This window comes from Bacillus fonticola (assembly GCF_012955605.1).
GTDB lineage: Bacteria > Bacillota > Bacilli > Bacillales > JC228 > Bacillus_CG > Bacillus_CG fonticola.
In genome coordinates this window covers 244,441-265,363 of sequence record NZ_CP052135.1, presented here as the reverse complement: position 1 = coordinate 265,363, position 20,923 = coordinate 244,441, and the positions used below count along the sequence as shown (strand labels likewise).

Annotated in this window: 16 protein-coding genes and 1 pseudogene; 1 reads left to right on the top strand and 16 read right to left on the bottom strand. The window is 41.0% G+C overall.

The window, feature by feature from the left end; translation table 11 throughout:
* Nucleotides 1–69: 69 nt before the first annotated feature.
* From HHK01_RS01370 to HHK01_RS01300, 15 genes and pseudogenes are all read right to left on the bottom strand, one after another.
* The gene (locus HHK01_RS01370; protein WP_407646921.1) at nucleotides 70–1,542 is read right to left on the bottom strand and encodes a protein adenylyltransferase SelO; all 1,473 of its coding nucleotides are present in this window, start codon (nucleotides 1,540–1,542) and stop codon (nucleotides 70–72) included.
* 374 nt (nucleotides 1,543–1,916) lie between these two features.
* A complete protein-coding gene (locus HHK01_RS01365) occupies nucleotides 1,917–3,203 on the bottom strand; it encodes a TIGR02679 family protein (RefSeq protein WP_170006061.1) in 1,287 nt (428 codons plus the stop codon).
* Nucleotides 3,196–7,308 (bottom strand): TIGR02680 family protein, encoded by a 4,113-nt coding sequence (locus tag HHK01_RS01360; protein WP_170006060.1) that lies wholly within the window; start codon nucleotides 7,306–7,308, stop codon nucleotides 3,196–3,198. The genes HHK01_RS01365 and HHK01_RS01360 overlap by 8 nt, the downstream gene beginning before the upstream one ends.
* Nucleotides 7,305–8,471 (bottom strand): TIGR02678 family protein, encoded by a 1,167-nt coding sequence (locus tag HHK01_RS01355; protein WP_170006059.1) that lies wholly within the window; start codon nucleotides 8,469–8,471, stop codon nucleotides 7,305–7,307. The genes HHK01_RS01360 and HHK01_RS01355 overlap by 4 nt, the downstream gene beginning before the upstream one ends.
* Nucleotides 8,468–9,970, bottom strand: coding sequence for a TIGR02677 family protein (locus HHK01_RS01350; RefSeq protein WP_170006058.1), 1,503 nt, complete (start codon nucleotides 9,968–9,970; stop codon nucleotides 8,468–8,470). The genes HHK01_RS01355 and HHK01_RS01350 overlap by 4 nt, the downstream gene beginning before the upstream one ends.
* Nucleotides 9,971–10,305: 335 nt before the next feature.
* A complete protein-coding gene (locus tag HHK01_RS01345; protein ID WP_170006057.1) occupies nucleotides 10,306–10,872 on the bottom strand; it encodes a Uma2 family endonuclease in 567 nt (188 codons plus the stop codon).
* A gap of 133 nt (nucleotides 10,873–11,005) precedes the next feature.
* Complete coding sequence (locus HHK01_RS01340) at nucleotides 11,006–12,025, bottom strand: DUF1835 domain-containing protein (RefSeq protein ID WP_228027617.1); 1,020 nt, start codon at nucleotides 12,023–12,025, stop codon at nucleotides 11,006–11,008.
* 52 nt (nucleotides 12,026–12,077) lie between these two features.
* Nucleotides 12,078–12,539, bottom strand: a complete 462-nt coding sequence (locus tag HHK01_RS01335) for an NUDIX domain-containing protein (protein ID WP_170006056.1) — start codon at nucleotides 12,537–12,539, stop codon at nucleotides 12,078–12,080.
* A gap of 56 nt (nucleotides 12,540–12,595) precedes the next feature.
* Nucleotides 12,596–13,351 carry an aminoglycoside phosphotransferase family protein gene (locus HHK01_RS01330; protein ID WP_170006055.1) on the bottom strand — a complete coding sequence of 252 codons (756 nt, stop codon included), beginning with the start codon at nucleotides 13,349–13,351 and terminating at the stop codon, nucleotides 12,596–12,598.
* Nucleotides 13,352–13,580: 229 nt separating this feature from the next.
* Nucleotides 13,581–13,777 (bottom strand): annotated as a pseudogene (locus HHK01_RS01325) (glutamine--fructose-6-phosphate transaminase (isomerizing)); the annotation flags it as partial.
* 79 nt (nucleotides 13,778–13,856) lie between these two features.
* The gene (locus HHK01_RS01320; protein WP_170006054.1) at nucleotides 13,857–15,326 is read right to left on the bottom strand and encodes an ATP-binding cassette domain-containing protein; all 1,470 of its coding nucleotides are present in this window, start codon (nucleotides 15,324–15,326) and stop codon (nucleotides 13,857–13,859) included.
* Nucleotides 15,327–15,728: 402 nt separating this feature from the next.
* Complete coding sequence (locus tag HHK01_RS01315; RefSeq protein ID WP_194241273.1) at nucleotides 15,729–16,991, bottom strand: MDR family MFS transporter; 1,263 nt, start codon at nucleotides 16,989–16,991, stop codon at nucleotides 15,729–15,731.
* A 292-nt stretch (nucleotides 16,992–17,283) separates the two neighbouring features.
* Nucleotides 17,284–18,285 carry a Gfo/Idh/MocA family protein gene (locus HHK01_RS01310; RefSeq protein ID WP_170006053.1) on the bottom strand — a complete coding sequence of 334 codons (1,002 nt, stop codon included), beginning with the start codon at nucleotides 18,283–18,285 and terminating at the stop codon, nucleotides 17,284–17,286.
* Nucleotides 18,286–18,312: 27 nt separating this feature from the next.
* Entirely contained in the window at nucleotides 18,313–19,038 is a 726-nt protein-coding gene (locus HHK01_RS01305; protein ID WP_170006052.1) for a metallophosphoesterase family protein, read from the bottom strand.
* Nucleotides 19,039–19,063: 25 nt separating this feature from the next.
* Nucleotides 19,064–19,570 carry a DUF1648 domain-containing protein gene (locus tag HHK01_RS01300; RefSeq protein ID WP_170006051.1) on the bottom strand — a complete coding sequence of 169 codons (507 nt, stop codon included), beginning with the start codon at nucleotides 19,568–19,570 and terminating at the stop codon, nucleotides 19,064–19,066.
* A 305-nt stretch (nucleotides 19,571–19,875) separates the two neighbouring features.
* On the opposite strand from HHK01_RS01300, the gene HHK01_RS01295 reads away from it, so the two are divergent.
* Complete coding sequence (locus HHK01_RS01295) at nucleotides 19,876–20,067, top strand: YbxH family protein (protein ID WP_170006050.1); 192 nt, start codon at nucleotides 19,876–19,878, stop codon at nucleotides 20,065–20,067.
* A 136-nt stretch (nucleotides 20,068–20,203) separates the two neighbouring features.
* Here the strand turns inward: HHK01_RS01295 and HHK01_RS01290 are convergent, their stop codons facing one another.
* Complete coding sequence (locus HHK01_RS01290; RefSeq protein WP_194241272.1) at nucleotides 20,204–20,773, bottom strand: Uma2 family endonuclease; 570 nt, start codon at nucleotides 20,771–20,773, stop codon at nucleotides 20,204–20,206.
* Between the last annotated feature and the right edge of the window lie 150 nt (nucleotides 20,774–20,923).

The following is a 20,923-nucleotide window of genomic DNA, read 5'->3' as shown; positions in this document are numbered from 1 at the left end:
AGCATGTTCGACATGGTTTTGAGCGTATGCACCTTTATTTAGAATAATAAACCTAATATTGGCATAAAATCACGTACCGCAAAAAGTTCGGTAAGGAAGAGCTGTTTCCGCTGGCAGTGTCGAGTACTCTGCCTGTTCAGGGGTATGGGCGTATGGGTTTGCAAGCACATCAAGTAAACGCTCCAATACGCTGTAGTCCCCTTCTTCAACTGCGGCTTCTAGTGCTACTTCTACACGGTGATTACGAGGGATTACCGCAGGGTTACTGTCCCGCATCAACTGCTTCGAGGTGGATTCGGATTCTTTCTGTCTGCCTAATCTCGCCTGCCACTGCTCATGCCACTGAGAAAATTCTACGGTACCAAACAAAGCCGTTTCCTCATGCCTACCAAAAGTTAATGCTCGGAATGTATTGGTGTAATCAGCCCGATACTTCTGCATCATACTAAGGAGATCTTCAACAAGAGACTCATCCTGTGCCTCTTCGCCAAACAATCCAAGTTTTGCTCGAATTCCGGTAAGCCAATCAGATTGATATAATGCATTAAAATCTGAAATCGCATCCTGAGCCAGTTTGACAGCCTGATCCTGATCTTCATGCAGTAGTGGCAACATGCTCTCAGCAAATCGCGCGAGATTCCAACCAGCTATAGGAGGCTGATTACCATAGGCATAGCGACCTTGCCTGTCAATAGAACTGAAAACCGTTGCTGGATCATACGTATCCATGAAAGCGCAAGGACCATAATCAATCGTTTCTCCGCTAATGGTCATGTTATCGGTGTTCATCACCCCGTGAATAAAGCCCACAAGTTGCCATTTAGCAATCAATGCAGCCTGACGCTTGATCACTTCCTGAAGCAGGGAAAGATACCGGTTCTCATCAGCTTTAATGTCTGGATAATGGCGCTCAAGTGCATAATCAGCAACGGCACGGAGCTCCTCACCCGTCCCCCATTGCGCCGCGTATTGAAACGTACCGACGCGCACATGACTAGCAGCGACACGGGACAGAATGGCACCAGGCAATTCAGTTTCGCGGACAATCGACTCACCCGTTGTGACCACAGCCAAACTACGGGTAGTCGGGATACCGAGCGCATGCATCGCTTCTGAGATGATGTATTCACGTAACATCGGACCAAGAGCCGCTCGACCATCACCGCCGCGGGAGTAAGGCGTTCTCCCCGAACCTTTGAGCTGAATATCAAACCGTTCACCACGGGGAGTGATATGCTCACCAAGTAGCAGAGCCCGTCCATCCCCTAACCTATTAAAATGCCCGAATTGGTGCCCGGCATAAGCTTGAGCAAGAGGCAAAGCACCTTCGGGAACTCGGTTACCAGCAAACACTGCCACGCCATCTTCACTTCTTAGCGCCTGCACGTCCAACCCCATGGAGGTTGCCAACGTCTCATTGAGAATGGCCAACTTAGGCGAACTTACAGGGTTCAGGTTCAGGTTAGTAAAGAATGATTGCGGCAGACGAGCATAACTATTGTCTAAGTTCCATCCCGTATCTGTAATTTTGTTTGTCATCATATCTCCTCTTTCCCGTCTTGTTTATCCTATTATTTCTACGCTATTTTTAGTTATCTACTTTCCATAACAATACGATGCGTTTCGTGGTCGTGACTACTTTTGCCAATTATTATACCCTTTCAACACTAAGATTGCTCCTTGCCTGGACTAGGGTTTATATCCAATAAAAAAAACCTCCCGAAGAAAGGCTTCCACTGGAGGGGGTCTAGACAAATAATTCATAACAACAGCGACAGGTTCTGATTCTACTATCCGGTGTGAGCAAGTTATCTAACTGCACTTAGATAGGTTCTTAAGCCTTCTTCAACACAGCCAGACAACAAATTCTAGTCAGCCCCTATGCATTACCAGTTGATTACTGCCATCTTAAATAATCACTCTTTAAGCGCTTCCCTTATATCCCCAATAAGACTGTTAACAATCGCTTCTTGATATCCTGCCTTCCTTACCTCTCTCATCAAACAAATTAGCTCGTTCCATTCAGGAGAAGAGATGCTATCAAGCTTGGATAATCTGCTTGTCATGTCTTCATTGGATAGGCTCGTTTTGTATGTTTGACTGTCCATTCTCCAGAAAACAACTTGATCCTTGTGCCTTTTCTTTAATTTCTCTGCTATGGCGATGCCTTCTGGGTCAAGGTCGCCAGAATAATAAAGAGTACAGTTAGAAGCCACTAGTAGTTCCAGTAGTCTCCAACTTGCCATTCTAAGCTGCCCATGTGTACAAACAATAGGTGCATTCGGAACGGCATCCATGATGGTAGAGCATACACTTGAATTCTCCACAATCCATACTTTGTTTCCATTTGCCGGCCAGACACGGTCCACCTTCGCCATTTCTTTCATCGGTACGTTCATGACTGTTTGGCTGTGAATGGACGCCTGCCAAACAGGATGTATAGTATCCTCGGACGATGCCAATAACCTTTGGCACGTCACAAAATTCCATAAATCGTCACGAAGAATACCGTATTCAGCCAGCAGGTCATTCAACTCTTCTACCGATCTCGGCATAGTAGCTTCATCGTTCCCACGTAGCATCTGATCCACAAACATACAATGAAGTAGTAATTTACCTGCTACTCCGTTGTTGTCAAAATAATGCGGGTTCCCCGTCATTCTTTGGGAAAAAAAGGGGAGTCGTTCAAACTCACCCTCCTCCGGTAGCGATAGAAATGCTTTATAAGCCGTTACTACGATTTCATATAGTTCTTCTTTATTCTGTTTGTAAAGCGACCAAATCCACCTTGTGTCAGGTGTTTTGGAATGGATGCGCAAAAGCCATGAAGAAGCTTCTGGAATCGCTTGTTTAAGCGAGTTTATAAAAGCTTCCTCTTGCTCTTGTTCCCGCTCCAACCCTTCTCTTTTTGAGAAAATTGACTGTTGCAACACTTCCTCTAGTAAAGTTAAAAGATTGTATTCGGCAAATCCAGTGTTGGGTAATTCCTTTTCAAAGGCGAGTAAGGAAACACTGCCTTTGTGCAGCAGCTTGTCCTTCGGTTGTCCGAGGAACCCAGCGATCGATTCAAGCTCATTATCCGTAAATCCGTTTACACTAACTGCGCCGCCGACTCTACCTAGCGACCGGTACTTTTCTTTAAAAAGAGAAAACAGTTTCAAAAATCCAGGCTCATTTCTAAATACATAGAGCTTCTTATTCATTGGTTACAAGCTCCTCAACACGGTCATCCTCGTCAAAAACAAGTGTTCGCTGATTTCCATCCCATTCGTATCGAATCACGGTCACATAGTCGGCATTTTTCGGTCGGACCAATTCAGAAATGGATAGACTAGAGATCGTGTCATAGTCACCCCATAACGCTTGCGAGTTCATCATATAATTAAACCCAAGCTGTTCCACTACCTCAAACATGTCACGGATATTGTTTTCATCCACCCCAGCAAATGCCTCATCTAAAGAAATAATGAATGGAGCCATTTCTCCCGCTTCTTTATAGCGCGAGTAAGCGGCAGTGAACAGCGGAATGTACATCGCCATTGCTTTTTCCCCACCACTGAACTTGAAGAAGGCGTTATTTGTGAGCTCCCGCTTCGGTTCGTTGACACGTCGATAGGAAAGAACAAATGTAAACCATTTTCGATAATCCAATACTTCCTTTAATACTTGGTGGAGAGTAGATCCTTCATTTCGTAATTGAATTAGCTCTTTCGCTTTTGCAATCCGTGATTGAAAGTGTGTCGTAATGCGGTTCAAGTCTTCTTCACTCAAGAACTTACTATTTCGTTGCAGGAGCTGAACTAAATCTTTCGTATCTAACTCTTGTTCTGACTCGGCAGTTAAAGGTTTCCAGGCAATGGAGAAAATTAATCCCGATGAATTATCGCGATCCGCCATTATTTTATCCATCTGTTTGACCCATTTCTCCGCCCTTTGGATCCGCCCACGAAGAATCGTACCCACCGTGTTTACAATAATATCCTCATAAAGCTGACGATCTTGTTCGTCTAACCATCCTTGTTGGTCTTCTAGCTCTTTCTTCAATACAGTTGAAACATAGTATGGACTTACCCGCTGTCCTTGGTACTCCATTTGAATTAATCGTCTACCTTTTACGAGATGCCATTCATTGATATAGGATTCATACTGATCGCCAAAGTCTTCGTGAAACCATTCTGGCGTCTCTAGGTCTTCAGTAAACTCGAACATACGATATTCTGTTAAATGCAATTGTTCATTGAAAAAAACTTTGGTTAATTGCTCTAGAAGCTTTGGTCGCTCATGCTTTGACAATACCCATTCGTATTCGGCCAAAATGTCGGCAGCATTTTGCCCCTCCACTTCTAAAAAGCCCCTGCCTTTTTCCTTCTCAACCGCTTGCTCCCATTCTTTATTCATGTTTTCCCAGAAGGCAAAGTCCCGCTCAGCCGCTTGTAATTTTTCTGAACAGCTGTTTTGATCGGCTACTTTTTGTGGCAATGTGACATTGATATAGTGGATCTTATTTTCAGCTTCCTTCAATGAAAGCTGGACCTCTTGGATTTGTTTTCTGACCTCGTCAATTCCTTTTAGTTGGAGCTGGCGTTCAATCGAGTCGATTTCCGCTTTTACTTGGTCTAGTTGAGCGGCTTTGCTATTTTGTTCCCCTTTCAAAAGATCCAGATCTTCTTCAACTTCCTTGATTCGTTCGCCAATGGAATGTAGTTCTTTTTGTGAATACGAAATTTGTAGCGAGACATTTTTAAAATCTTGCAGGAAGTCTACATAACTCTCCATAGCCGTAGCTGCTTTCGAAATCTCTTCTTTCGTCAAGGAAATATTCAAGTGCATTCCTTGTTCGCGAAGTTCTTTTTTCACGGCGTTTAACTTTTCGTAAACGTTCTTCCATTCTTCATCAATTTGACGAAGGCTCTCTTGCTGACTTTTTATACGTTGTGTGACTGCCAATATATTACTGTGTAAGTCTAGAAGATCACGGTCTGTTGGAAGCTCTCCCTTCCAGCGCCCAAGCTGCTGGAGCTCCTCTTCCAAGTTTGTTAGCGTTACTCTCAATTCCGCTAACTCATTTTGAAGTTGAAGAAGCTTTTCAGTCCACACTTGAATTTGTTCCCGTTGATGACGTTTACGGGACGTGCGCCCAATGTATTTAGATGGTCCTTCATGAGGTGCATGTCCTACTAAGCACCCGACGGAATATGTTCCATCAACATCTAGATGAAACCCCTGTTCATCTTTTTTAAGCGAAATACTCCGAAGAACTTCATCTACTACATCTTTTGAAATGGGGCTGTCGTCTTCTACATCAGGCAGTAAGTAATCAGCCAGTGTGTATCCTAGTAAGCGGGGCTCCGTGACGAGCACCGAATCCTGTTCTGGTGAAAGAGGACGGTCGGTAATCAAGCTGTCCAAAATCCCTGTCTTTTTCAGCGCTGATTCAATTCGTTCTCGTTGTTCCTCTGTCACATGCTCGTGAAATTCGACGGCTGCATAAAATGGCAAGTGAGCGTGTTTTTCCTCTTTTAACCTATTACGGAACTGTTCGGTCCCAGTGGCTCTCTCCGGCTCTAACATTTTCTCACGCTTAATCCGATCGAGCTCTACTTCTGTTTCGCTTATTTCCTCACGCTTTCTATCTATCTTTTCCATCGTGATTGCTTTATCTTTCTTAACAGTTGCTTCATATTCATGGATGGCGGTGTATAGGTGATTACGTACTTCATCGAAGCGATTTCTTTCATAAAGTCCTTGCACAGATCGAGCAATATCCTGACGAAGCTCTTGTGAAAACTTGATCTTAGAGTGTTCTTCTATCCACAAAAAAACGTCACTCTCTAACTGTTGATGCTGGTCGTCGAACCATTCTTTTAAGTGATCTAATTCCTTTTGCTGTTCATCAAGCACTTGTTTCTTTTCAGAGGACTGACGTTGAAGGCGAGTGTGCTCTTCCCCTAATCGGAATACTTCTTCCGCTTGCTTTTCCAATGATCGTAAAAGTGTTTGGTAATCCTTTGATTCCTTTAACCAAACAGTAAAATCAAATTCTTCGCCTTTAGCTCGCTCATAATCACTGACATTTACGTCATGCTGATGAAAGGCAGCCTCGTCTGCATCGAGTGCTAGCTCATCACACAGCTCTTTTGCCTTTTTCTCTTGGTCAGAAAGCTTTCCTTCCGTTTCTTGTTTCTCCTTCCAAAATCGATGCAATTTTCGATTTTGATCGTCCCATTTGTCAGCCAATTTTTGTACTTCATTGGAGAGAGAGTTCGCTTCTGTTCCCTTTTTTCCTTTCTCTTCCTCTAGCGACCAGACCTCATGCTTTTGCAGCGAAATCCGCTCTTGTTCAGCCACATTTTTTTGTTGCTGGTACGTTTGCTGGTTGGTCTTTAATTGGCCAATTTCCTTTTCGTAATCCTCATACTGTTTGGCCAATGTCTGTACTTGCTTTTCTGCTGCAGTACTCTTTTGCCCAGCCCGTTTCCACGCTTTAGCCCGTTCAGCCAAAATAAATTGATTGTACGTGTTGTACACAGATTCAAGCCTTTGAATTGAAGTGGACTCTCTTTCTAGCTGTTCCAACTGTTGCTGGGCTTGATCCATATTTTCAATCGTATCGGAAAGATGACGTAACTCATCATCTGTTAAAGGCGGTAAGGCTGATTCCAATATTTCATAAATAACGGTCGGCTTGAAATCCTTCGAAAGCTTTGGACTTCTTAGTTGAATGAGCAGCTTAATTAAGTCCTCATAAGCCTCAATGGCCTGGAAGCCAAACACATGCTTATTCACAAGCTCTGCATACTCTCGCTGCGTATGAACTACATAACCACCAGAACCGATTCGGTTTTCTAACTCTTTTGCCGACAGAGGAACCTTTTCACCAGTATGGGTTTGTGCTAAATGAAAGTCGTGACCCATTCTACGATGATCGGTTAGCAAAAAGTACCACGACTTAATCCCTTTGTTGCGCTTGGCCTGCATGCCGATTCCAGTTGTGATGTACTGCTCTGAATTCTTCTTTTTGTATTCTATAAACAAATAGCCTGTCCGTTCCTCGCGGTCAACTACTTCCTTTTCACCAAGCAAGTAATCTTCCATCTTTCTCGCTTTAGATCCAAAGGGGTCTAGACGGTCTGGCGATTTCTTTCCATCTAGTAAAACCGGTAGGAAGCTTTGCATCGTCACTGACTTCCCAGAACCATTGGATCCTCTTAACAAGAGCTTTCCGTCTTGAAAATGGAATGTCTCTTCATCGTAATACCAAAAGTTTAATAGACCTGCGCGATTCATCACCCATCTAGCATTCGTCATTGCTTTTCTCCCCCTTCGAAATCTGCTGGAAAGGTACCTGTAAGTACACCTAACAGAGGTTTAATTTTTATAAGTGAGCTCATCTCTTCCACTTCTACCATCATCCAATCCTTCATGGCCTCAATAAGCTCAATCCGGATCGCGTTCGTGGATTTTTCACGAAAATACTTCGACCACCCGGCTTCAAATTGCCCTCGAAGTGTTGCGAGTACTTCATCTAATTCGCCTTCTGTCATGACAATCTCGCCGTTCTCTTTTGGCTTAAAGTGCTCGAGATGTTCATGTAAATGTTTAGAGAGTTGAAGAATCATATCCGTTGATGCTTTCGCATTCGGGAATAATTGCTGATATTGTCTTGGGTCAGAAGCAGATAGGAAAGCGGTATTTTTATACACATGCAGGTTATAGTCACTATGTTTATCAATATCCTCAGACAATCGATTCCGGTAGTTCCGTATATACAGAAAGTCTGGATCTTGCTGGTCCATCCTGTGCAATCCAGGGGAAAAGAACAGTTTTCGATACACTCTTTTTCGGCGTTCGTCCTCCTGGTTCAGCTTCCAATCCTCTTGTAACAGTTCGCTCCAATGCGTATAGTTCATAAAGTCTTCTGGATAGGTTCGCATAAAATAGCGGCTGTAAATCGTCGCTTCATACAAAACCTCTTGCTCTTCATTATGGTCAAACCGTCCAATGTCACCATCAATCGTGCGAATTAATTGGAATTCCATCAAGATCTTCACCGATCGGATCAAGGATTTTCGGTGGATATAAAGGGTCCAGTCAAGGTCAGAATCACCTGGGTAATCGGCCTGTATTTCTTGACACAGGTCAGACAACAGAAATTGCTCGTCAACTGATTTCCCTTCTAAGAAAGATAAGGCACAGCAAAAAATTGCATAATCCATCGGTTCTTGGAAATGCTGAATTCCCATCCATCTCTCTGGCTCAACCGGTATTTTTTCTAGCTTGATAAAGTGCTGGTGCACGATAAGTCGTAATCCAAACTTTTCATTGATATAACGACGAAGTACCTTCTCCCGCTCACGAATTAGCTGGTACCATTCGGGATGTTCTGCTCTTAGAATCCAATAATGATGAAACAAAAGATCCATTCCTTGAATCGCCTTCTCGTCAAACTCTAGTGTGTTTTCGGCCCTCATCCTTTTCCACCTCCTTGCTCTACAAATTCGAACCGTGCATCCGGCATTTTTAACGTTCCGTCATCAGATTCTAGTAAAATAGAATTCTCCTTATCCAGTGTGACCTTCACGACTAGCCCGTAGTCCGTTTTCACTTTCCGATCGCGACTCGCCATCGACTTTCCGATCCAACCTAGTAAAACCTTGCGGATGAATGGCTCTACTTTAGTTAGGCGCGACAGCTGAATGACGCCTTCTGTCATATATTGATCAATAAGAGCCCGTTCTTGTCTCCGATCTTCTAGGTATTGCTCTCTTTGCCGCATCTTCTTTTCTTGATTCGAGGTCATCGAACCCGGTTTTGTTTTTTCTCTGTAGCGATTTGTTCGTGGTTTCAAGGTTATAACGGTCGGATCTTCTTCCCATGTATCTGAGTGGAGATTATCCGTTGTTCCCTCTTCCAATTGCAAATGCTGAATCGTCATCGCACCAAACACGACCGAAGACAGTTTATGAGCCTCATCCATTGACGAGCAATGAGCAAACCATTTGGCTAAATGAAGATAATCATTCTTTCTGCTGCGAAAGTGTTGTTGTCTTTCCCCAATCCGCTGCACATACCTCGTCATCCGACGAATCATTTCGTTCGTTTGCCATTGTAATACCTCAAGCTCACTCTGCTGCGTGTTAGACCCTAAAAACCACTGTCTTAATGAATCCCAATACTCTCTGTACTCTGTTTCCCACTCTTCTGCCGATGAAGAGACATCCTCCAGTCTAGGAATCGACTGTCGATGTTGAATTAACTTTTGAAAAAAAGGACTTAATTTTTCAGGAGTTAGCTCACGCAATCGCTCTCCAATTTGAAGTGACGTCTTCTGAAGCGACACAATAAACTCTCGCAAATACGTCGTAAATTGATTTTTATAAACGAGAAACGCTTCCGTTTGCATCCTTTGATCCGTTTGCTCGCTATTGATATAAGCAATGTAATCCGCCGTACTCGTTCGGATCGTTTGAAAATAGCGAAAGACATCCTCCCACATACGCATGTACTCTTCAGCATGTTTCTCTAAGTCCGCCTCAGTCTCTTTTTGTAAAGTAGTCAGTGCCTGTAATAACCGATCAAACTGGGACCGCTCCAATGAACCTTGGAATGTGTCGCTTACTTTCTTTTCTAACACAACCAGCATTCTTTCAATTTCAATCGTATAAGGAGTAGATTGATAGCGGAATCGCTTCTTCTTGTACTCCTCAACTGTTTTCGCATTGGTCATATCCTGGCGCGCGATGAGATTATTCCATTTTACAAGTTGTGCTAATTGCTGATGGAGCTGATCTTCCTCATAATCTGAAAAGACTGGAAAAGACCGCATATATTCAAGGATTTCATCCGGTGCAATGAAATCTCTCATTCTCTCATGCTGATGATAAAAATACCGCAAAATCGTCCGATACTGCGCTGCAGAGTCCGCCGTCAAATAGCTAGCCTCCACCACCTTCTTCATAGTCACGTCCACTGTCATCATCCTAGTTTTAGATTCTATACCTACTATTATATAAGAAAGGGCAAGGGAGATAAAATGATGGAAAGATTTGGTGAGGGAGGGATTATTTGAAGCCTAGGGGGAAAGGTGCACGTAATCTACAATTTATTTACTCTACACATAAAGCGTTAAGGTCCGATCTATGTAAGAGAACGGCACGGAATGGAAAATTGAGGATATCCAAAACTAAGGAAAGGCGCCTCCTTTGACAAAAGGAAGCGCAATGTTATTTTTGGATTATCAGGTGGTACCTATCACCACCCAAAATGGTTGCCAAAAGGAGAGATACTTTCAGGAGAAAAGGTAATTTACTCATTAAAAATAAATTCTACGTCAACTCCGAATCCATTTAAGAACTTAGATGTAACCTTTCCAATTTCTGTTTTTATATCATGTTGTTCGTACATGTCATCATCATTGAGTGAGTAGACAGTTACTGTATGAAGCATCGGGTTTATAATCCAATACTCTTTGACACCATATTTCATATAAAGATTCAATTTTGTAATTAAGTCATGGGATTGGTTCGATGGACTAAGAATTTCAACGACAAGGTCCGGAACGCCTACGTACTTGGTATCAGTAAAACCACTCTTGTCACAAATAACACTAATATCTGGAATGACAATTTTTGTACCTTCCATGTTCTCATTTTTCAATTCTATATCAAATGGAGCATGAAATACCTCGCAAGGTTTCTGGTTAAGAAACGTATCGAACTGAATGAGGAGCTTCCTTGAAATTCTCTGGTGTTTCGTCGATAGCGATGGTGACATATAAACAAACCCATCTATATACTCTAATAACTCCTCGCTATTTTCTCGAATTTGAAAGTACTCATCTAGTGAAACAAAACCGGTGCGATACAGACCCAAGCCAACCACTCCTCACATATTGATATACTATCCTTATCTTACCACTTTTCAAATTCTAAAGAATAGAGATCACATAACTAGTAATACTCCACAAAGACCGATTACTATAATCAATGACATACAACTCTCCAAACTACCTCAACCTCACACTGTAATACCTCATACCTTTAGGAATACCCCTTATTTCAAAGACACCGTCATAAATCAGGCATCTTAGCCTATATTCCAAGAAAGAATCATCTACATTACCTGCCAATTCGCCGTACACTTCGCCAATGATTCTAGCCGACTTTATAAAATCTTCCTTGCCCCTTTTTGCGTGTAGCTTTTGAGCAGTAGTTACCAAATGATGATCATAGTAATTTTCAGGAACGCTCTGAATCGCATCCTTTTTCAATACACGTAAAACCTCTTTAGTTTCAGATAGCTCCGCCCATTCTTTTTGAAGTTGATTTTTCTCTTCATCAGTCATTGGACTATTTCGTTTCTGTTCATAAATAGTTCTTAACTTTTCTGGATGAACTTCTCCTGTGTGGACAAAATACTGAACTTCCTTCGTATTGTATAGCTCTTGAAAAGCTAAAGAAGTATTAATTAGAAAAACCTCGTTAGTTTTTTCCTGTAAAAAGTGAAGAAAGAACCTAATTCCTACCTGCTCGCTTGCATTTTCAGCAGTCCAAAGAACAATAGGGACATTTTCAGGAATTTCTCGTAATTGCTCAAGCGTATTGCGAAACCGAATCTCATATTCTTTTTCTATGAAATCCATAGGAATATTAATATGATCCTTTAACCATGCGTAACGATTCTGAAGTCCTTCTTCCATATGAAGCTCCCTAACTGGTCCTACTGCAAAGAAATCGGGAAATCCTATCACTCGATGACCATGTTCCAGTCCCACCATTAATGATCCAGCTGGTGATTCACCACAAACAATATGTATTGTATGATAATTCCTTTTTCTTTGTATGTCGTTTTTTATTTGAGAGTAGTTAGCCACTTTCTCGTAAAGAGCCTTCAACTCTTCGTCTTTTTGTTCTTGGGAGTTATTTGACTCTAGTATGGTTTGTAACCATACCGCCGTGTTTAATAACAATGACTTTGCTTCACTACCTGACAATTTATCTATCTTATTTCGCAACTCTTCAATCACTCATATCAACCCCTCTTAAACTCTCACTCCTTGAATACGAAATCAATTGCCTCTAATTAACATCCCCCAGATACACGGGAGACTTTTCATTGTTAACAAATTTAACTATATATCTTCTTATCTCTTTCGGATATAACCTGTATTGCAATAAATGGTCAATATGTACCCATTCTATCCCTACCTGATGACTATCAGGGGTATTAGGTTCTATATAGTTGTTTTCATCTTTCAATTCACAAACAAAGTAATATTCAACTTGATGAACATTAAAGTCAAAAGCTGTATACTCGTGATTCTTTCCTATATACTCTCGTATGTGTAGGAGTTCCCCGATTTCTATTTGGTATCCAACCTCTTCGATACACTCTCTTTTTAAGGTATCATGTAGTGTTTCACCGTGTTCTTGACCACCACCAGGACAAAGATAAAAATACCCTTCTTTATCTTGATTCTTTGTCAGTAAAACCTTGCCGCTATTTATTATAATTGCTTTTGCAGAGTTTCTAATTCCCATTTCGGCCCTCCTTGTATATTTAGTTAATAATTTTTCCATTAGCACTCAATCGATCGTTATAAGGGACAGTAATAATTTACTATCTCCATAAGGTGTTCCGATTTTTCTGATACTACACTTTCAGACAATCTCGCCCCGGCAATGATCGGAGCCCATTGGAAAATTTCACCTTTCGACAAACCGCTTTTCTTAGAGTAAAGATGCAAATACATATCGGCTAATTCAACCGAAAACTGTGAATACAAAAGATACGTGCGATATACGTCGGCACGTATATCTCCTGCACTGGAGTCAATCCAATCTATTATTGTCACCTTGTTGTTATCATCTGACAGAATTAAGTTGTACAAATGGTAATCTCCATGACAGAGCCTTTTCTCAAAAGTCATCTTATCCAATCTTTTTATTAAAGCAGACTTATGTCTTTTATCTAAATTATGGGCTGATTCAATTTGCCGGCTTAATTTTCCAGACATGGGTTCAAGAGTATCAGCAGCAATCATATGGATCCTTTGTTGTATATCAACGGAAATATTCATGTAATATTCCGCTTGTTCCATGTTTTCGGATAGTATATCACCTATTGTTTTACCCTTAATATATTCCATTATTATAGCTTGTTTTCCGTCTATTTTCGTGACATCCAATATTTTAGGTACAGAAAGTCCAAACGAATAGGCATATTTTTGCTTATCTGCTTCATATGAAGATTCCGTATCCGGCAAATAGTCGTTAAATACTTTGACAATCCTGTTCTCGTGAAGATAGATTTTTGCTGTATTTCCTATGGCTATTGGAGTGCCTAGATTCATTGTTTATCTCTCCTTAAATTTTTGTCAAACAATAGTTCTAATGAAGTTATTTACCGACTCATATAATCTATCTTTTCCGTAGAATTGCAAATAGGTTGTTGCATAACTTTCAAGTTTTAAATATAGAAAAAATAACCGGGGCGTACCGAGCTAATGATTCGCATCCCGCTTGTAGCGTGGCAATATTTCTCCTCGTATTCTCAACAGTATAAATCAGATGGTTCCGTCACTTCCCGAAAACTGAACCATCGACACTCGCACGTAAATTGGCGATTTGACCCTTTTCCTTAAAAACCTGAACACCCAATGCATTTCTTGAACGGCAATCCCTGCTGAGTCGTATCCCCGGTATTCTAGCTTTTCAAGTCCTTTAGTAAAATTTCCTTCGTATCTATATTCCCAAAGTACAACCACAATTCCACACATATCTTTTTCCTTCTAATTAATAGGGGGCGAAAGGATGTGCACTTTTACTGGAGGCAACCCTAAACGGTTATTAAAATATTCAAAAAGAAGTTGTTAATTCTATCTTTTTAGTAGCTATTGCATTAACGAAATATTCATTATGATCAACACCAATCATGGTTGGCTCATTTTTCTTGATGGCATCAATCAGCTGGTTAATAACCATAATATCTAGGTAATTGGTTACCTCGTCCCAAATAAATAACTCGTTATTTCCTAGTAGTGCATCAGCTAAAAATACTTTTTTCTGTTCACCAGAGCTCCAATCTTTACTTGATTTATCCGAAAAACTGGATCGCTGGGTACCTAGTTGATGTAACAGATGCCAATATTCTTCTTTTTCTTTCGAAGATAATTGTTTGATAAATGAAGAATAGTCTGCGTCCTCTTGATTTTTTTGACTCAGAATCGATAGATGTTCAGGTAGTTGAATTCTGTATTCACCAATCGTTTCTAACTGCTCTTTCCCAAGTATAAAATTTAATAAAGTAGATTTACCGACACCATTTTTCCCTTCAATAAAGAATCGATCAGTTGGATATACATCCACATTGATTGGTTTAAAAAGAGGTATCCCGTCTCTTAAAATTGAAAAATCACGAAAGAACAAAACCTGTTTTCTAGGCTGTTCAACAATCATTTTAAGATCAGAAACATTTTCGATATTATTAATAAGACTTTGCTTTTCTTCAATCATCTCTTCTGTTCTTTTTTTAATTGCTTTAGATCTTTTCATCTGTTTCGCTGCTAAGCGTCTTTCCGCAGCATCCTTCGTACTATTTTCCCTTTTTATCCCCCAACTACCCACTTGTCTTGAGACTTCATTCAATCGTTTAATCTCAGCTTTTAGATTGGAATTTCTTTCTTCAGACAGCATATCTGCATTTGCTTTTTCATATTTCCAGGTATCAATATTTCCAGTAATGAGGTCAATATTCTCTTTATTGATGGCCAGGACATGATCAACAAACTGATTTAAAAAGTACTCATCATGGCTGATGACAATAAATCCTTTTTTATTATTTAAATATTGACCAACGATTTGCCTGCCGTGCAAATCTAAATTATTCGTCGGTTCATCGATCAAAGGAAATGAATTTTCATTTAAAAATAGCTCAATAAGTAACAATTTTGTTTGTTCGCCGCCGCTCAATACATTAAATTTCTTACCTAATACATCGAGCGGTAAATCCATATACGTTAACTCACGTTCAATTTGCCAAGTTTCTATATACGGATTTTGTTTCAGTAGCACTTCCTGCGCAGTTAAATCTTCATGAGTACCCGGATATAATGGGAAGTATTTGAAGTCTAAAGTTGATTGTAGAGTACCTTCATACTCCAGCTGGTTTAAAAGGATTTTTAAAAAGGTTGTTTTTCCTCTACCATTTCTACCGACAAGTCCCAACTTCCAACTTTCATTAATGTTAATATTTACATTTTCAAAAAGAGGCTTAACCATTGATAAGTACCTAAATGATAATTTTTTTATAATAATATTCCCTGTCATTTTCATCAGCTCCTTTAAAAGTAGCTTATTAAAGCTTTGCAAGACTGATCATGTGGGCCTGTCACCTCCCGTTCCTTATTGATTACTGCCATCTTATGTAAGCTCTTCCCTTATATCCTTAATAAGACTGGAACCGATAGCTTCTTGATACCCAGCCTTCTTTACTTCTCTCATCAAACAAATTAGTACGATCCATTCGAGAGAAGTAATGCTGTCGAGCTTGAGTAATCTGCTTGTAATATCTTCGTTGGATAGGCTAGTTTTATATGTTTGACTGTCTATCCTCCAGAAGAGCATTCCCCGTGATCCTTTGGGAAAAAAGGGGATTCGTTCGAAAATCACCCTTCGAATGAATTTGCTACAAACAAGGCATAGGGACAGGTTCATTGTCCCATCCGTCTGTTACTGGGACAACGAACCTACCCCCTTGTCCCGCTGCACATAAATTTTAAATAGTTTCATGTAAAGAATTATACTTATTAACGCACAGACTAATATCATACTAAATATCTCCAATGGAGGTACCCATGCTGATAGAAAAACGGTCAGTGGGGCTAAGAATCTTCCAATCGTGAATTGTAGATTTGAGGCTCCCATGTATTGTCCTCTAGCGTTCACAGGAGCATAGTAGCTTACAAAATTGTTTAGCACCGGGGCACGCACGATTTCTCCAAACGTAAATATAATTGTGAAGAAAAACAGTAACCAAATGTTTGTTGTGAATCCAACTGCAAACATCCCCAATCCAGCCAAGACCGATGAAAGAATAAACACGTCTCGATCTCTCCAGCTTTTTAACCACTTTGTGATAGGTAGGACGAACAGAACAAACAATAGCCCGTTTAATCCCAACACCCAGCCCAAAACCTCTGTACTAGTCAGCATGTATGACCAATCATTCCAAGTGAACAGTGGTTGGGCAGGAACGTAATTCGTTATATATACTGCCAAATACAGATCCAACTGCATAATCGTGACGATCGAAAAGACCCCCGCTAAAATATAGAGGACAAAGACCTTATCACGAAAGATGATGCCATAGCCTTTCCACTGTTCTTTAACAGAGAATGTCATTGCGTGTAAGCGAGCCGGCTTTTTAGTGGGTATTGGCACTGTTTCGTGAACTTTTATAAATATAGCAATGGAATAGGCTAGCATAACGATCGTACAGGTCCATAATAGCTCGCTTCGGTAATGAAAGAAAAAAATAGCGCCTAATGCAGGTCCCAATACAGCTCCAATGTTTTTGGCTGTAACAAAAGTGGCGAATACTTGCTTTCTATCCTCATCAGGTACAAGATCAGCTACCATCGCATCGCTAGCTGGTTTGTAAAGTGCCCCTCCTAATCCAATCCCAATAAACGCGAAATAATCAATCCAATGAGAAGTGGACATCGCGAACACTCCAAACATGATCGTCTGAAGGGCAGCACCTAACAACATGACAGGACGGCGACCTAATCGATCCGCTAAACCTCCGCCAACCATGCTCCCAAATATCCCTACGAGGGGTGGGATAGTCATCAGCAGACCAGCGATTTGATTGCCTAATGCTGCGCTAAAATAAACCGTAATGAAAGGAAAGTACATCCAAAATAATAAATTAAATAACGCTTCACCCGTTAGTCGAATCTTCAAATTAACATCCCACACACGTAACTTCAAAGAACCCCTCTTCTCTAGGAACCATTCGTGTACACCATCGAATGTTTACCGCAATATCCCGGCCAGGTATCCTCATGGTAGATCTTTTTGAAAATTAAGTATAGACTTATATTTTTGTTTGTTTTAGACTAATAGTATGGATATCGGGCAAATACCATGTTTACTTTGGATGCTCCACATAAAGAACATATGTTCGTAGTTTAAAAGACGCTATCATAAGATAGCGTCTTTTGTGTTGTGTGGAGACTTCATCACACCTATATTGAGTCTTGTAGTGCTTGGCTAAACTATGTCACCGCAACTTCACCGGTGCGTGCCGAGCTAATGATTCATATCCCGCTCGTATCGTGGCGATATTTTGCCTCGTATTCTCAACAGTATAAGACGGGAATTTCCCCTCCAGGATGCACTCTGAAAAATGCCCAACCTCTAACTCATACTGATTACCACTCAACTGTTCAGTTATCGTTTCCCCATCGCTTTTTTCCAGCGTCACAGACACTTTCCCTCCTTCAAAACGATCCGAGCGGAAAGCATGAGGGACTGTGATTTTCCCTTCTGTACCAAATACCGTATACGTTTCATGGAATGGGAGTTCAAAGCTTGAATGGAATTGCGCCTGCACACCGTTTGCCATTTTCATCGTACCTAACGCCTGTACATCCACCCCAAACTCTGCTGGCACGTTTCCTTGAACGTAAATCTCACTTGCCTCAGAATCAAGTAGATTTCGAATAACATGAACACAATAGCTACCTACATCCCAAAGCGACCCGCCACCTAGTGATTTTTGCATGCGTATGTTGTTCGCATTTCCTTTTATATCAAAGGTGAAGCTGGCGTTTACACACTTGACCTCACCAATTTCGCCTGCTTGAATCCACTCTTTTACCTTAGAATGCTGCGGATGAAATTGGTACATGAACGCTTCCATGAATAGAACACCATTTTGTTCACATGCAAGCACCATTTCATCAAAGTCTTCGACCGTCAAAGCGGCAGGCTTCTCACATAGTACATGCTTTTTCGCACGAGCGGCTTTCATCACCCACTCCTTATGTAACGAGTTCGGAAGTGGGATGTACACAGCATCCACCTCTGGATCCTTTAAAAGAGCTTCGTACTCGTTGTATTGTTTTGGTATAGAAAATTCGCGTGCTATTTCCTCTCTTTTCGCAACACTAGAACTCGCAATCGCAACCACCTCAGCATTTACCGCCTGCATCATGGCAGGAATCAACGCTTTTCTAGCGATATTAGCTGTGCTTAACACTCCCCATCGAACTTTGTTCACAGGATTCCCCTCCTCCATTTCTATTACTTATGATTTTGCATTACGATATTTCCCTAACATAATCTCATCATAGTACTTATCTAGCGCCGGCAACCCCAGCTCTTCAGCAATCGCCAACTCCGCCTCCCGGTCATACTCAACCCTCACAAATTGAATCGCATTCGTAGAGTGTGACCCATCAAGAATTGCATAGGATGCTGTCGTTAAATCGAGTGCATTCCCCACACTTCCTACGTTACACAGAATCCCGCTCTTGTAAGTATGTAAATACGTTGCGTGTATATCCCCGTAAAATACAATATCAGGCTGCCTACTAGGAGCGTTCATGTTCAGCGCCTCGCTATTTTCAAACATAGATAACCGCTTCTCTATAGGATGACTCGGCAAAATTCGTTCAAACTCGCTTCTTGGTGAGGCATGAAAGAATCTAACTAGTTGTCCATTTAACTCCAAATCAATGTGGAAAGGCAGCGACTTCAAATACTGATAATCAGCATCCGTTAATCGATCCCTAAACCATTGGATAAAATCATTGTCAGCGGGTTCCTGTATAAACACATCCCAGTTCCCTCGAATCACTTGTTCACAGTTCTTTTGCACGATGTCTATACACTCTGTACCTTGAGGACCTTTCCCGATTAAATCTCCTAGGCAAAAAATTCTTTCGATATGGCGGGAGCGTATATCGTTTAAGACTGCTTCTAGTGCAGTTTTATTGCCGTGAATATCTGAGATGATCGCTATCTTTGTCATGGAATATCCCCCTTAAATTTCCCTGTTAGTGAATCTTTCTTTGTCTCAGTATTCCGAATACAACAGGAATACCCGTCCCAATAATCGTGATCGGTAAAAACCAGTTACTCAATCCAATTCCTGAACCTAAAGCTATGAGAATAGATTCGGATAAGATAATTGCAAAGATCATAAGACATATATTTTTGAGCTTATTAAGAAGTTTACGGCTCTCTAAATAAAACTGTGCCGCGTTTGATTCATTAAATCGTTTCGGATAATTGTGTGTTTCTGGGAATTTCTCAAACACTTGCATGAGGATGATCATAAACACACCTACACCTGGTAAGATGAACAGTTCCGATTTTGCCCCCCAACGATCTACTTCACCGAGAGCATTATAATGTGCCGGTACCTCTTCAGGAATCCTATTCCACACAGCAAGCAAGAAAATAATCGATCCTATGTAAAAAGAATAGCCAATGATGTCCCACACCCATTCACTCTTTGTCTTGGGTATGTTGATCTTGGGACGCGCCCATGAATTGGACAAAGTGTTCCCTCCTTTAAACTACACAGTACAGCTTGCCTCCTACATACACTCAAGAACGCTAAATGTCTATTAACATCATTCGGCAATCACGTACTAAACACCTGCGTACCTCACTGTTGTTTTAACTACTCACTGTATGTTGGAAACCCTACTCTTTAATGTTTTTACGTACAAATTTCGATTAGGTTTCAGCCTCTAAACCTCATGACTTTGAATATCGGGTTTCCAACACCGTTGAATTTTTAATGTCCCCTGAGTCAAATACTAACGAGTAGTTACATCAGGAGAAGGGGGTTTATATATAAATGGGAGCAATTGAACGAAACGGGTATGTATTTGAACCGGAGTACAGTGTGATTGAGCAAAATGGCGCGATTCATGTATATAATAAGGGCACTTTTGTTGAAGAGGTGACGTTCTCTTTTTCAGGAAAGTACCCTGAGCCGAAACAAATTGAAGAACTTATTGAAAAGTATTGTAACGTAAGAGGCATCTAATCTACTTTCCAGCTTTGACGGAGGCTTAACTCTATAAGGATTGCTTTACGTTTGCCAAAAAAAGAGAAGGGAGTTCAATAAAATGAAATCCCCTCTCTTTTAACTATGTGACGCCTGTGATTTTCACAAATCTTTCTTAAGCAAATATTTGATGCAAAGCTAATTCCATTCCAGTTAAAACTTGAACGGAAATCGTATCCTCTTTTGTAAAGACTCCTTGAAATGTATAATACCCCTCGCATAGAAGGTGAACTTCTACAGATTCGTTAACCGGATCAACGAGCCAATACTCTTTTACCCCTGCTTTTTCGTAAAGCTGATATTTCTGCCAGCGATCTAACTTAACTGATGATGGTGAGAGGACTTCAATGATCATATCCGGTGTTCCATTACAGCCTTTGTCATCCAGCTTGTTTTGATCACACACAATTGACAAATCGGGCTGAACAACATTATCTATAGCACCATCCTCTTTGTTTTCTGCTAATAGGCGTACATCAAAGGGGGCGAAAAATACTTCGCATTCTTTGTCTCGCAGAAAAACAGAAAAAGCTGTAGATAACTCCCTAAGAACCTGTTGGTGTCTGCGTGAAGGAGCAGGTGACATATTGAATAGTTCTCCATTGATTAACTCAAATCTTTCGCCAGTATCCCAGGTAAGATAATCAGCATAGGAGTATTTCTCTTTTTCATTCGGAATGGTCAAGCGAATCATTCCTTTCAGCTTATACTTTTCCTAATCATATCACGATCAGTTATACCACAGGAGGGTGAAGTACTGGTGTGCTTCTACTATGACATAACGGCCTTCGTCTGTGTGGATCCCTTGCAACGAGATGTGTATGATTCGCACAAG

Excerpts from the sequence above, each read along its gene's own strand:
- HHK01_RS01370 (WP_407646921.1), bottom strand. The coding sequence starts at position 1,542 with ATGATGACAAACAAAATTACAGATACGGGATGGAACTTAGACAATAGT.
- HHK01_RS01365 (WP_170006061.1), bottom strand. The coding sequence starts at position 3,203 with ATGAATAAGAAGCTCTATGTATTTAGAAATGAGCCTGGATTTTTGAAA.
- HHK01_RS01360 (WP_170006060.1), bottom strand. The coding sequence starts at position 7,308 with ATGACGAATGCTAGATGGGTGATGAATCGCGCAGGTCTATTAAACTTT.
- HHK01_RS01355 (WP_170006059.1), bottom strand. The coding sequence starts at position 8,471 with ATGAGGGCCGAAAACACACTAGAGTTTGACGAGAAGGCGATTCAAGGA.
- HHK01_RS01335 (WP_170006056.1), bottom strand. The coding sequence starts at position 12,539 with ATGGGAATTAGAAACTCTGCAAAAGCAATTATAATAAATAGCGGCAAG.
- HHK01_RS01330 (WP_170006055.1), bottom strand. The coding sequence starts at position 13,351 with ATGAATCTAGGCACTCCAATAGCCATAGGAAATACAGCAAAAATCTAT.
- HHK01_RS01320 (WP_170006054.1), bottom strand. The coding sequence starts at position 15,326 with ATGACAGGGAATATTATTATAAAAAAATTATCATTTAGGTACTTATCA.
- HHK01_RS01305 (WP_170006052.1), bottom strand. The coding sequence starts at position 19,038 with ATGACAAAGATAGCGATCATCTCAGATATTCACGGCAATAAAACTGCA.
- HHK01_RS01295 (WP_170006050.1), top strand. The coding sequence starts at position 19,876 with ATGGGAGCAATTGAACGAAACGGGTATGTATTTGAACCGGAGTACAGT.